The organism is Geminocystis sp. GBBB08, assembly GCF_016743215.1.
GTDB lineage: Bacteria > Cyanobacteriota > Cyanobacteriia > Cyanobacteriales > Cyanobacteriaceae > Geminocystis.
Genome location: NZ_VRZC01000116.1, coordinates 1 through 12,768 on the forward strand (window position 1 = coordinate 1; position 12,768 = coordinate 12,768).

The 12,768-nt window shown below is 33.2% G+C and carries 13 protein-coding genes and 1 pseudogene; 11 read left to right on the forward strand and 3 right to left on the reverse strand.

The genetic code is table 11. From position 1 onward, the window contains the following. Positions 1-387: 387 nt before the first annotated feature. The 6 genes and pseudogenes from FWJ34_RS13750 to dcm all read left to right on the forward strand — a co-directional run. Positions 388-741: pseudogene (locus tag FWJ34_RS13750) on the forward strand (transposase); the annotation flags it as partial. 11 nt (positions 742-752) lie between these two features. Beyond that, positions 753-1,580, forward strand: coding sequence for a TniB family NTP-binding protein (locus FWJ34_RS13755; protein WP_308255900.1), 828 nt, complete (start codon positions 753-755; stop codon positions 1,578-1,580). Next, positions 1,580-2,086 (forward strand): TniQ family protein, encoded by a 507-nt coding sequence (locus tag FWJ34_RS13760; protein WP_308255901.1) that lies wholly within the window; start codon positions 1,580-1,582, stop codon positions 2,084-2,086. Before FWJ34_RS13755 ends, FWJ34_RS13760 begins: the two co-directional genes overlap by 1 nt. 73 nt (positions 2,087-2,159) lie before the next feature. Next, positions 2,160-3,248, forward strand: coding sequence for a DNA cytosine methyltransferase (locus tag FWJ34_RS13765; protein ID WP_308255902.1), 1,089 nt, complete (start codon positions 2,160-2,162; stop codon positions 3,246-3,248). After that, positions 3,232-4,650, forward strand: a complete 1,419-nt coding sequence (locus FWJ34_RS13770) for a protein NO VEIN domain-containing protein (RefSeq protein WP_308255903.1) — start codon at positions 3,232-3,234, stop codon at positions 4,648-4,650. The genes FWJ34_RS13765 and FWJ34_RS13770 overlap by 17 nt, the downstream gene beginning before the upstream one ends. Next, complete coding sequence (gene dcm / locus FWJ34_RS13775; RefSeq protein ID WP_308255904.1) at positions 4,638-5,636, forward strand: DNA (cytosine-5-)-methyltransferase; 999 nt, start codon at positions 4,638-4,640, stop codon at positions 5,634-5,636. The genes FWJ34_RS13770 and dcm overlap by 13 nt, the downstream gene beginning before the upstream one ends. Positions 5,637-5,662: 26 nt before the next feature. Here dcm and FWJ34_RS13780 read toward each other — a convergent pair whose 3' ends face one another. Then, the gene (locus tag FWJ34_RS13780; protein ID WP_308255905.1) at positions 5,663-6,097 is read right to left on the reverse strand and encodes a MerR family transcriptional regulator; all 435 of its coding nucleotides are present in this window, start codon (positions 6,095-6,097) and stop codon (positions 5,663-5,665) included. A 63-nt stretch (positions 6,098-6,160) separates the two neighbouring features. On the opposite strand from FWJ34_RS13780, the gene cas12k (FWJ34_RS13785) reads away from it, so the two are divergent. The 5 genes from cas12k (FWJ34_RS13785) (at position 6,161) to FWJ34_RS13805 (ending at position 10,995) form a co-directional block, all read left to right on the forward strand. Further along, positions 6,161-7,057: a type V CRISPR-associated protein Cas12k gene (gene cas12k / locus FWJ34_RS13785; RefSeq protein WP_308255906.1), complete on the forward strand. Its 897-nt coding sequence runs from the start codon at positions 6,161-6,163 to the stop codon at positions 7,055-7,057. After that, positions 6,981-7,484: a type V CRISPR-associated protein Cas12k gene (gene cas12k / locus FWJ34_RS13790; RefSeq protein ID WP_308255907.1), complete on the forward strand. Its 504-nt coding sequence runs from the start codon at positions 6,981-6,983 to the stop codon at positions 7,482-7,484. The genes cas12k (FWJ34_RS13785) and cas12k (FWJ34_RS13790) overlap by 77 nt, the downstream gene beginning before the upstream one ends. After that, entirely contained in the window at positions 7,475-8,035 is a 561-nt protein-coding gene (gene cas12k / locus FWJ34_RS13795; protein WP_308255908.1) for a type V CRISPR-associated protein Cas12k, read from the forward strand. The genes cas12k (FWJ34_RS13790) and cas12k (FWJ34_RS13795) overlap by 10 nt, the downstream gene beginning before the upstream one ends. 1,231 nt (positions 8,036-9,266) lie before the next feature. Next, complete coding sequence (locus FWJ34_RS13800) at positions 9,267-10,502, forward strand: tyrosine-type recombinase/integrase (protein WP_308255909.1); 1,236 nt, start codon at positions 9,267-9,269, stop codon at positions 10,500-10,502. A gap of 235 nt (positions 10,503-10,737) precedes the next feature. Next, complete coding sequence (locus tag FWJ34_RS13805) at positions 10,738-10,995, forward strand: hypothetical protein (RefSeq protein WP_308255910.1); 258 nt, start codon at positions 10,738-10,740, stop codon at positions 10,993-10,995. A 712-nt stretch (positions 10,996-11,707) separates the two neighbouring features. On the opposite strand, the gene FWJ34_RS13810 is transcribed toward FWJ34_RS13805, so the two are convergent. Both FWJ34_RS13810 and FWJ34_RS13815 read right to left on the reverse strand, forming a co-directional pair. Further along, on the reverse strand, positions 11,708-11,926 hold the full coding sequence (locus FWJ34_RS13810; RefSeq protein ID WP_308255911.1) for a hypothetical protein: 219 nt from the start codon (positions 11,924-11,926) through the stop codon (positions 11,708-11,710). Next, positions 11,926-12,405: a hypothetical protein gene (locus FWJ34_RS13815; RefSeq protein WP_308255912.1), complete on the reverse strand. Its 480-nt coding sequence runs from the start codon at positions 12,403-12,405 to the stop codon at positions 11,926-11,928. Before FWJ34_RS13815 ends, FWJ34_RS13810 begins: the two co-directional genes overlap by 1 nt. Positions 12,406-12,768: the final 363 nt, after the last annotated feature.

Below are 12,768 nucleotides of genomic sequence, written 5' to 3' on the forward strand. Positions count from 1 at the left end.
ACTACTTTCAAGAAAAATATAACTTGTGAAAATTTTAATAGATACTAATATTGTTATTGATTATGCCTTAATACGTCTGCCATTTTATGACGATGCAGATCAGATTTTCAGTGTCATAGAACAAAAAAAATTTGTACAGTAACAAATTAAATGACGTGATAACAAATTAGTGTCATCCAAAAATAAGACTCTTCAAACCTTTATATATCAATAATTATAACTCATTCTTATCCTAAAATCACGCTCGATCGTATCTTCAAGTAGATTAACAAATTAAGTGTCATTTTCCATAAAAATAACAAATTAGATGTCGCCTTCGGAAAAGGCGATTTTTTTTGTTTTAGAGTGGCAATTCACAGATTAAATGTCATAGAATAATAAGTTAAGTACACATCAACTTATGGACTACATGAGGAATGGGGAACTTATGGTAAGCCAGAGTATTTTTACACAGATGGCGGTAAAGATTTTCGTTCTAATCATCTTCAACAAATTAGCTTACAACTAGGTTTTACTTGTCATTTACGCAGTCGCCCCAGTGAAGGTGGTGTCGTAGAGCGTCCTTTTAAAACTTTGAATACGGAGGTATTTTCTACTCTACCTGGATATACAGGCTCAAATGTGCAAGAACGTCCAGAAGATGCAGAAAAAGAAGCCTGTATAACTCTCAAGGAACTAGAGAAATTGATTGTCTGCTATATCGTGGACAACTATAATCAACGCCTTGATGCCCGTATGGGTAGGAGTTAGTTATGGAAGCGAAAAATGTAGCAGAACAATTAGGTGATCTTAATATTCCCAATCAAGAATTGCAAAAAGAAATTAATAGATTACAACGCAAACCATTTGCGGATTTAAAACAGGTTGCGATTCTTCACGAATGGCTTGAAAGTAAGCGTCAATCGAAGCAGTCTTGTCGAGTGGTGGGGGAATCTCGCACGGGTAAAACTGTGGCTTGTAACTCTTATCATTTAAGACATAAGCCAAAGCAAGAAGTGGGAAAACCTCCTCAAGTACCTGTGGTTTATTTACAAGTACCCCTAGAATGTGGAGCAAAGGATTTGTTTCAGGGAATTATTGAATATTTGAAGTATCAAATGACGAATGGTACGGTGCCAGAAATCAGAAAAAGAACCATGACCGTATTGCAAAGATGTGGTGTCGAGATGATTATTCTGGATGAAGCCGATCGCTGTAAAGCAAAGACTTTTGCGGAAATTCGGGATATTTTTGATCATCTCAATATTGCCATCGTGCTGGTGGGAACGGATCGTTTGGATGCGGTAATCAAGAAGGATGAACAGGTTTATAATCGTTTTCGTCCTTGTTATCGTTTTGGTAAATTGGTTGGAGAAGACTTTATTGATACGATCGAAACTTGGGAAGAGGAGGTATTAAAACTACCTCAACCGTCTAATTTAACTGGGAAAAAAATGTTGAAGTTGATCGCAGAAGCTACCCAAGGTTATATCGGTATCATGGACGTGGTTTTGCGTGAGTCAGCAATTAGAGCCTTAAAAAAAGGATTGAAAAAGATTGATTATGACACTTTAAAAGAAGTTGTACAGGAGTATAAATAATGGAAATTCAGCCTTGGTGGTTTATGATCGCACCTTATGAGGGGGAGAGCATTAGTCATTTCTTAGGGCGGTTTAGACGGGAAAATGAGCTTACTCCTTCTGCTTTGGGCAAGGTAACAGGTTTATCTAATGCGATCGCCCGTTGGGAAAAGTTTCGTTTTAATCCTCCTCCTTCCCTTGAACAGTTAAAGAAGTTAAGTGCGTGCTGCGAAGCAGATCCCTGCGGGATCGTACAAGTAGAAGTGGCAATCTTACAAACGATGTTTCCTTCTGCCCCTATGAAAATGACTCCTATTCGTCTTTGTTCGGCTTGTTATGGTGAGAAGCCTTATCATCACATGAAATGGCAGTATAAGGATATTTATCGGTGCGATCGACATCAACTCAAACTTTTATCAGAATGTCCTAATTGTAAGGCAAGATTTAAGTTTCCTGCTTTATGGGTAGATAGTTTGTGTCATCGGTGTTTTACTCCTTTTACTGAAATGAAGCATAATCAATATTAGCAAAAAATCAGCGTATAATGAATGACATTGTCCCAATCGATCAAGATGTACGGAAATAAATATTTTAAGACAAATGAAATATAAAAAATATATTGTTGTAGATTTATTTTCTGGCTGTGGAGGTCTTAGCTATGGTTTTGAATTAACTAATAAATTTGAAATAAAATTAGCAATTGATAATGATAAAAAAGCATTAGAAACACTTAATTTTAACAAGCCTAGTATTAGTATTTTGTATGAAGATATAAGAAATGTTAATCCTGAATCAATAATTGACAAATATGGTTCGATAGATTTACTGATAGGTGGTCCACCATGTCAAGGTTTTTCTATTGCGGGAAAAAGAGAATTTAAAGATGATAGAAATAATTTATTTTTAGAGTTTATTCGATTTGTAACGTATTTAAGACCGAAAATGTTTGTGCTGGAAAACGTTACTGGTTTTACTAATTTATACAAAGGTAAAGCTAAAGAATTATTCACAGAAAAGATGGAAATTTTAGGCTATCATGTTCAAGATAAAATTTTACTAGCTTCAGATTATGGTGTTCCTCAACTGAGAAAAAGAGTTTTTTTTATAGGAAATATATATGGGAAAAATTTTATTTATCCCGAAGCAAAGCTAAAAGAAAAAGACTATATTAGCTGTGAGATGGCATTATCTGATTTACCTTCTTTAATTAATGAAGTAGGTTATGAGGGCATGAATTATCCTACTAATCCAGAATCGGAATATCAAAAACTAATGCGACATAATTCAGAATTAGTCTATAATCACATTGCAACAAAACACAGTCCTAAAATAATTGAAACTATTAAACTCGTTCCCGAAGGTGGTAATTATAGAAATTTACCACTAGAATTACAAAAAACACGAAATTTTAATATTGCATGGACAAGGTATCACAGCAAAAAACCTTCTAATACAATTGATACAGGACATCGTCATTATTTTCACTATAAATATAATCGAGTTCCTACAGTTAGAGAGCACGCAAGATTACAGTCTTTTCCTGATTCTTTTCGCTTTATGGGCAACAAAACAGATCAAAATAGGCAAGTGGGTAATGCAGTACCTCCTTTGTTAGCCAAAGCCCTAGCAGAATCTATTTATAATTTTTTGCAAGAAAATAAAAAAAATAATTATGTACCATATACCTAATAAATATTATTATAGACTTCATCAAATTAGACCTCGATTTAAAAATGATGTTGAAAATGTCTTAATTTATATGGCAACTTGTTTAAGTAACTTGTCAGAAATGCCAAGTGATAAATTTGCAAAGGCTATGAATAATGCCATTAAATTATTCCCTGGAAATGCTAACAAAAAAGATAAAACTATTAATAATTGGAGGACAGAAATTTCTGCCCTATTTGGATTAATTGAAACCGACTCTATAAATCAAACAAGTAAGCCTTCTAACTTAGCTTTTAAACTTAGTGAAAATCAGGATTTAGTAGAATTTTTTAAATACTTTTTATTTTATTTTCAGTATCCTGGTGGTTATTTAAAGCCTCATGAAATATTAGATTATATCAATCAAGGAATACTTTTTAAACCAGTTAGTTACTTAATAAACGTCTTACAAGAAGGCGAAAAAATAACTGAAGGTAGATTTTACATAGATAAAGCAGAAACCACTCATTGTATATTTAATGATTTACGGGTAACTCGTCAAAATAACCCCAGAAAACCAAAAAATACAGCATATTTAGTCATTCATAATCGAAAAAATAATATTAATTATAATTGGACAGGTGATGTAATTAGATATGCAGGTGATATTTTAGATTATATGGTTATTGCCGATTTATTAGTTTGTCACGGCAATAAATTTTATCTAAATAATAAGAATCAAGAGGTAATTGTTTCTTTTATTGAAAATGAAGTAATATTTTTAGATTATATTCCTCTTTATAAAAAATTAAACTTAAATATTAATGATGTTAAATCATTAAATGATGCTTGGTTTTATTTCGTTAATTCTAAATTAGATCAAGAAATTTTCAAGACAGATTTATATAAGTATTTAGGTGTTGATTCAACTACTTACCAAGATTTGGTTTTAGACTCTATCAATGAATTTGAAAGCAAACTTGAACAAGGGGTAGAAATAAAAACAAAGGAAATTGGTGATTTTGGAGAAGGATTAGTTTTAGGACATGAAAAAATGAGGATAAAACGAGGAAAAAGAGAAGATTTACTCCATCTAATTCAAAAAATTCCGACACAATTTGCTGTTGGTTATGATATTCAATCTGTAGAATTTGACGAAAGAAAAAGATATATAGAAGTAAAAACAACCATTAGTAATAAAAAAATTAATTTTTTTAGTTTTCACTTAACACCGAATGAATGGAATACGGCAGAATCATTAAAAGACAGATATTATGTTTATCGACTTGCAATATCAAAAATAAATAGAGAATTACATTTAATTCAAGATCCTGTTGGATTATATAAGTCTAATAAAATAACAATGTCACCTAAAGACGGTGCTGACATAACATTTACGGAGGAATCTTCTCAAAAAGAGAAATTATTATTATGGATAGACTAAAAGTATTATCACTTTTTAGCGGTTGTGGTGGTATGGACTTAGGCATACTAGGTAATTTTAAATATTTGAACCAAAATTATTATAAATTGCCAACAGAAATTGTTTATGCTATCGATAATGATGCTTATGCAGTTGAAATTTATAACGCAAATTTTCAACATAATTGTTTGTTGGAGAATATAAAAACCATCAATGAAAAAGACTTGCCTAATCACGATATCTTGATAGGGGGATTTCCTTGTCAATCATTTTCTATTGTTGCTCAAAATCCGCCCAGACTAGGAATAAAAGATGAAAAAGGTCAATTATTCTTTGAAATGTGCCGAATTTTAAAAGAAAAACAACCTAGATTTTTTATAGCTGAAAATGTTAAAGGAATTTTATCCGCTAATAAACAAAGGGCTTTTCCTTTGATTATTCAAGAATTTCAAAAAGTTGGTTATAACATTTCTTATAAGGTATTTAATGCCTCTGATTATGGTGTGCCCCAAAAAAGAGAAAGAGTTTTTATTATCGGATTTAAACATTTTGAAGATTGTTTTAAATTTCAATTTCCTCAACCAATAACCACTAGAAATAAAATAGCTCTTAAATTAGTTTTAGATGAGCAAATAGAAGATAAATATTTCTTTTCTCAGAAAGCAGTCGATGGAATGCTAAAGGCAAAAGAAACCATGAATAAAGGAAGGATACAAAATATTGATGAGCCTTGTAATACTATTAGTGCGCATTTAGCCAAAGTTAGTTTAAATAGTACAGATCCTGTTTTGAAAGAAGGTGAATTATATAGGCGTTTTACACCAAGAGAAACAGCCAGAATACAGTCTTTTCCTGATAATTTTAGATTAGATGTGGTTTCCGAAAATCGTCAATATAAAGCAATCGGCAATGCTGTTCCACCTGTTTTAATGTGGCATATTTCACAACAAATAATTAACTTAATAGTAGAAGAAAAAAAACAAAAATACTCTCTTGAGTGTGCTTAAAATGAAATTTATTAAGTCCAATTAATCTAAGAATATTCATCGCTATTAATGTTTATCTCTAAAATTTTATGAATCTGATCAATCCACAAAGGGACGATCGACCTCCCCTGATCAAGAAGTGCGATCGCCTTTTCCCGTTCATAGGATAAAAGAGACATTTTGCCATCTCTAGGAATAATCATAAAACGACCTTTATAGTTTGGATTACAAAAATCTGGCTCTTTTTCCCTCAAGTCAGATAAAATAACTTGCCCGATTTCAAAGCTCAAACCCACCGAGAGCAAATATACCATGATCGAAATTTCCACCAACTCCACAGGGGAATAATAGATCGTTTTGCCCGTACCTGTCCCCTGACTAAATGGGACAATAACCTCCTTATCCCTCCAATACTGCAACTGTCGGAGGGAACACCCCGTAATTAATGATACTTCTTTACTGCTAAAAAACCTTTTTTTCATAAACACAATTATAAAATGATTTGCTATTATACAAATATGTCTAATTAAACATTTTTGTTAGCTATGGCTCACGTCACTATCCAATGTCGTTTGATCGCTTCCCGTGATACCCGTCGATTTCTTTGGCAGTTGATGGCACAAAAGAATACTCCCCTTATCAACGAAATTTTGTTAAGGATAAAGCAACATCCTGACTTCCCTGACTGGAGGACAAAGAAAAGATTACCGAAAGATTTTTTAGGTGGACAAATAGCCGAACTCAAGAATAATTACCCCTTTGAAGGACAACCATCCCGTTTTTATGCCTCTGTGAACAAAGTTATCGACTACATTTACAAATCATGGTTTGAAGTTCAAAAAGTCTTAGATTGGAAATTACAAGGTAATCTTCGTTGGCTAGAAATGCTATTGCCTGACACGGAATTAATTAAACATTTTGATAATTCTCTGGAATCCTTACAACAACAAGCAACCCTAATTCTTGACTCCATAGACTCAACAGTAAGTCACGATCAAATTTCCACGATTCTTTTTGAGAAGTATGGCAAAACAAAAAAAACTGAGATAAAAAGTGCGATCGTCTATTTACTGAAAAATGGTTGTGCTATCCCCAAGAAACCAGAAACAACGGAAAAATATCAAGATTTAAAGCGTAAAGTTGAGATCAAAATTACCAAATTACACAGACAAATTGAAAGTCGAATACCTTTAGGAAGGGATTTAAAAGGTAAAAAATGGCTTGATACTCTCATTACTGCTTCCACTACTGCACCCATTGATCAAGCGGAAGTAAATACTTGGTTTTCCATTCTCAAACAAAATCAGTCATCAATTCCCTATCCTATTCTTTACGAAACCAACGAAGATTTAAAATGGAGTCTTAATGAGAAAAATCGTCTTTCCATTCGTTTTAGTGGGTTGGGAGAGCATTCTTTTCAAATCTCCTGCGGGCAGGCGTAGCCTGTGCCTTCGGCATCGTCGTCAATTACCTTATTTTCAGAGATTTTATGAGGATCAGGAATTTAAAAAAGCTAGTAAAGATCAATTGTCAAGTGCTTTATTTACCCTCCGTTCAGCTATGATCCTTTGGAAAGAAGATGAGGAAAAAGGTGAATTATGGGATAGACATAAACTCTATTTACATTGTACTTTTGAAACTCGTTGTTTGACGGCAGAAGGTACAAGCTCGATCACGCAGGAAAAGCAAAAAGAAGTTACCAAGATGATCGATTTGATGAAAGCAAAAGAGGAATTAAGCGATTCTCAACAGGTTTTTATTCGCCGTAAAAATTCTACCCTAGCTAAACTCAATAATACCTTTCCTCGACCGAGTAAGCCTGTTTATCAAGGAAAACCTAATGTTCATTTAGAATCGCTATGGGATTAGAACAACCTGTCACCATCGCTATTGTTGATATAGAGACAAATAAAGTAATCACTTATCGAAATACGAAACAACTGCTAGGAGAAGATTATGGGCTATTGAGAAGACGGAGGACAGAAAAACAAAAATTGAGCCATCAAAACCATAAAGCCAGAAAAAGATTTAACTTTCAGCAAGAAGGGGAGTCTAATTTGGGAGAATACATCGATCGACTTATTGCTAAAGCCATTCTTACTGTCGCTCAAGAATATCAAGTATCTACTATTTTTGTTCCACGATTAACCGATATGCGATCGATTACAGAAGCAGAAATTCAACTCAGGGCGGAAAAGAGAATCCCTGAATACAAGGAAGGGCAAAAGAAATATGCTCAAGATTATCGAGTCCAAGTCTATCAATGGAGTTATGGCAGATTAATTGAAAACATAAAGTTGATCTGTGAAAAAGTTGGGATTGTCTTGGTAGAAGCTAAACAAGCTAAACAAGGCACATTGACAGAAAAAGCCTTGCAACTTGTAAAAAGTGCTAATGAAAAAAATCTCAAGAAGAAATAGCACAAAATCAATTTCTTGAGATAAACTAGAACTAATCGTGCCGCAGATCAAGTTTAATCAACCACTGTTCTGTGAAAAATAAGGGGTAGTTTGCCTAGTAATAGGTTTGCTTTCTGTTCCTGATAACTGCTCTCTCTGATGCTGCGCACTGAATAAAGTGCGGAAACAAGGGGCACTCCCAGCAATAGGAGTTTGGGTTTACCAATGTAGTTGTTATCAAACCACCTCTGAGCAAGGAGGAATCTCTATTTAAGCATTAGTTAAAATGTACGAGTTACATAAACTCTAATTTTAGCCTTACGCAATCGCTAAAACTCATATCAATTAAGGGATATAGCGTTTTAATAAAATGCAAAATTCGACCAAAAATAAGAATTTTAGTATTTTTAAGGGGAGCTTACGCAAACTATTTTCACAAGTCTTACTAGATAAGGATTCTGACTAGGAGTTGAAATAAGAAAATACCTTCTGTAGGGATTGAAAGAATATTTATTTTGCTTCTTCAACTATGAATCTTCCAATCGTTGAAATAAGAAAATACCTTCTGTAGGGATTAAAAGGCTTTTATTCTGGACTAAAAACTCTCTTAGGTACAATCTGTCATCGAGACGAAACAAAACGATCGTATTTCCATTTTAAAGTTATAATGTCAATAGTGCCGTAGATCAAGTTTTAACAACCTCTGTTCTATGAAAAATGAGGAGTAGTTTACTTCTTAGGAGAAGTTTGCTTTCTGTTCCTGCTAACTACTTGCCCTGATGCTGTCTATCTAAGTATAGAGAAACTAGGTGCACTCCCAGCAATAAGGGTGCAGGTGTACATACTGCTATAGCGGTTAGCAAATCACTTTCGATCGAGGAAGAATTCTCTTGGAGAATTGAAAGCGAGTCCTGTCGCACCCAATCATTTAGACGACATTAATCTGTTATCACGTCATCTAATTTGTTAAGACGACACTAATCTGTTACCGATGACAAATAATCTGTTACTGTACAGAAAAAATTGACTTAAGTGGTCAGAAAATGGTCATAAACTTTCATTAATTTACTGTATAGAAGGTAAAAGCGTTGAAAAACAAGCACGAGAAAAGACGGGTGCGACAGGACTCGAACCTGTGACCGACTGCTTAGAAGGCAACACGAATACATCATAGATACGGAACACTGAAAGCCTTAACTGTTATACCTTTAATAAACCGTGATTTACACTTTATTTCATTGGTTTAATTTTTATGAACTCTACTTTTAGACCAGAAAATTGTCTGGTTTCTATTTCTGATAATAATGGTTCTGTTAGATTACGTTTCACTTTTCAAGGGTTACGTCAAAATCTTAATCTTGGTATTCCTTATAATTCTTCTAATTTATCGTTGGCGATCGCTACTGCTTACCAAATTGATCATGATTTGAAACATGATTCTTTTGTGAGTAAGGATCAGTATAAGGTTAAGAAATGTAAAGTTAGTGTGGGAATTGTTGAGTCTTTATCACCCTCACAAGCTACAACAATTCCTAAAGTAATATCTAGTAATTTTCAATGGGATTTGAAGGATATATTTCATTTATACTGTGAGCAACACACACACCCTGACTCGGAGGTGTTGAAAATTTGTGATACTTTATGGGATTGGTTTTATAGAAGTCCTCATGAGTTACTTAAATTGGAAAATGCTGATCAATGGGTTCGATTTCTTCGGTGTGAAATTACGCATAAAAATACGAGTAAAAAAGGTTATTCTGATAAAACTATTGGCACTGCTTTAAGGATATTAAAAGCATCGATAAATTTCGGTATGGAGTTGGGGAAAATTAGTCATAATCCTTTTACAGCTTTGTATAAAAGTCTTGATACTGATATTTCTAAGGATATTAGGGGGTATAATCCTGAGCAAATTCAAGGGATAATTACGGCTTTTCGTGATGATATTTATTGCTCTAAAAATTCTCCTTATAAACATTCCCGTTATGCTGATTTTATTGAGCTACGTTTTCTTACGGGGTGTCGTCCATCGGAGGCGATCGCTTTAAGGGGTAGTGATATTATTACTAGAAATAATCGTACTTATATTCAGTTTAATAAAAGGTATGTTAAGGGTGTGTTGAAGCAAGGGTTAAAAAATAAAAGGTTGTCAAGGCTTTTTCCGTGTAATGAGTCCTTGAGTGCATTGATTCATCGTTTACCGAGTCAGTTGTGTGGTGAGCTTCTTTTTACTGGGGTTCGAGGGGGGTATATTAATTCTGATACGGTTAACAGACGATATTGGCATCCTGTTATCGAGGGTATGGTTAAAGATGGTTTATTACCTTTCACGATACCTTTTTATGATCAACGTCATAGTTTTGGAAGTCTGATTTGTCGTAAAACTTCTGATATTAAAACGGTGGCTAGTCTTATGGGTAATTCTCCTAATACTTTGTATCGTTATTATCTCGCTGATGATGTGGATTTCATTGTGCCTGAGTTTTAATCTTTTAACTTCTGGTTTAGTTGAGTATTTTCTAATAATGCAGGTGTGTGTGTGTGTGATGTGATTACTTAGAATAGAGTCTGAGTAGTATTGTATATTCCTTGATACGATACTTTATTGGGAAGTATTTTTAGTGTCTCTTACTAATTACAGTGCTATTTTATCTTGTTATTATTTAGACATGAGAGTTAAATAAATAACCCTCAAAAAACCAAATAAATTAGTAATTAATATTATGACACACCAATATTTTTCTCCCAACTCTAATGATCCTGAACATATCCGTAATTGCGAGGTAGGCAATATTACCATGTGGTTAAAAGATGCTCTGAAAGCCTTTATCAATTATGAGTTAACTCCTGAAGAACAATTAGAAGTATTTGATGGTATTGAGGAGGAGTTTAACTATCTACCAAAAATGAAAAAACAAGCTCTTAAAAATTTCTTTAAGGCAAAAGAGTTAGAAAACTCTATGAGTAGTGATAAAAATTAAATCTGAAGTTTTAAGCTAGGTGAAAAATCCTAGCTAATCTCTACACCTAAATATTTTGATGCGAGTCATATTTAGTAATACTACTTACAAGAATATGGTGTCAACATAATAAATTATAATACATATATCGATACATAGAGGACAAAGAAAATGAGTACTTTACAAATACTGTTGGAAATGGTGAATAGTTTAATGGGCTTTTCAATTATTGTGATACTTGGTATGTATGCGAACTATTTAGTAAGACAAGATAGTTATAAAAATCTTGTGAGAGTTACTGTGGTACTATTGGGGGATGTTAATTATAATATCGATTCTAATTTGAGAAAGTTTTGGAGGTGGTTTCATAGCGTTACAGATACTAATGTAGTTAGTTATAGATATTTCTCATGAATTATATATGCTAAGGTTTTGATACCTTTAACTTTTTATTACAGTTTTAGTTGCAGGTTTTAACTATCGGGGGTACTTCGGGTATTACCCATAGTAGTGTATTAAGGTTGCAGGGATTGTTGGTGTATATTTTTTTCCTATTTTATTTTTTGAGAATTTCCTTGCCAAATTTCCTGCTAATAAAGCTGAAATCTTTACTAATATAGGGATACGATCAGAACATAATATATGAAGTTTTTGCTAAGTATGAGAGTTTATTTACACCAATTAGCAGGGGTTAAAATCGACTAAAATCGGATAAGTTTTGAGGTGGTAAACTTTATCTTTGGGGGGTATCATCTAAGGTAATATTTAGGGTATATTCTTCTTCATCGTTTTGGTTTAATAGTTCGATTCGGGCTATGAGTCTATCTAGGGTTGTAATTACTCCTATTATGTCCTTGAAGTTAAATATTCCAGTGGTCATAGCTCGTAGTAATGTGCGGAGTAATATTAATCCTTTATGTAGGTCTTCTGTTAAGGTTTTGATGGTTTCCATTAGTCTAAGTAATTTTTTATTTGCTCTATTTCTCGGTTTAGTTGCTCTTGGTTTACTATAGTAATTCCCGATTTGGTTAGGGTATTGATTAAGTTGTTTAAACTTGTAGTTAGGATTGCTTCATCTTTGAGGGTTTTGGTGATGGTTGCTATTTGTATTTGTCGTTTTATAGATTCTACATATTGCTCTACTAACCCTTTGATTAGACTTTCATTAGTTTCTGTTTCGATTTCTACCTCGAAGTCTTCTATGGCTAAATCTGGTAGTAATGGTAGCATTTCTTCAAGGAGATGATACCGTTTATGATTGGTGATTCGGGAGACACTTATATCAAATCCTTCGAGTTTACACATGGCTATAATATCTTTGGATTTTGCGTGATTACGAATCATGTAATCTATTTTCTCTAATAGGTTTTGTTGTAGGGGAGTACCATCACCTAATGCACATATTTTACAACTTTTACTACGAAATCCCATAACTTTTTTTCCTCTAATTACTTTATTTTACTTTGAGTGTTTTTCCCTCGTTTTTGTACTATTTTTCTATTTTTTGTGACCCCATAAATGACACGGGTTATAATTGTCTTTTAACTCTTTATCTGGAAGAGTTTAAACTATATAACTAAAATTGTAAATGTTTGGAAATTTTTAGTAAAACTGGTAAGGGGTGATTCAGATTTGATGAAAAACCACCCTAAATTAATCACTTTGCTACGTTTGTAATATCAATTTATTTTACGTTCGTGTCTTAAATTATTGCAAAAAATGAAGAGACAGACGTAAAATTTAAACCCCTTTAAACCTATATGTATCAACGCTTTTCACGATTTGCGGTAAAAA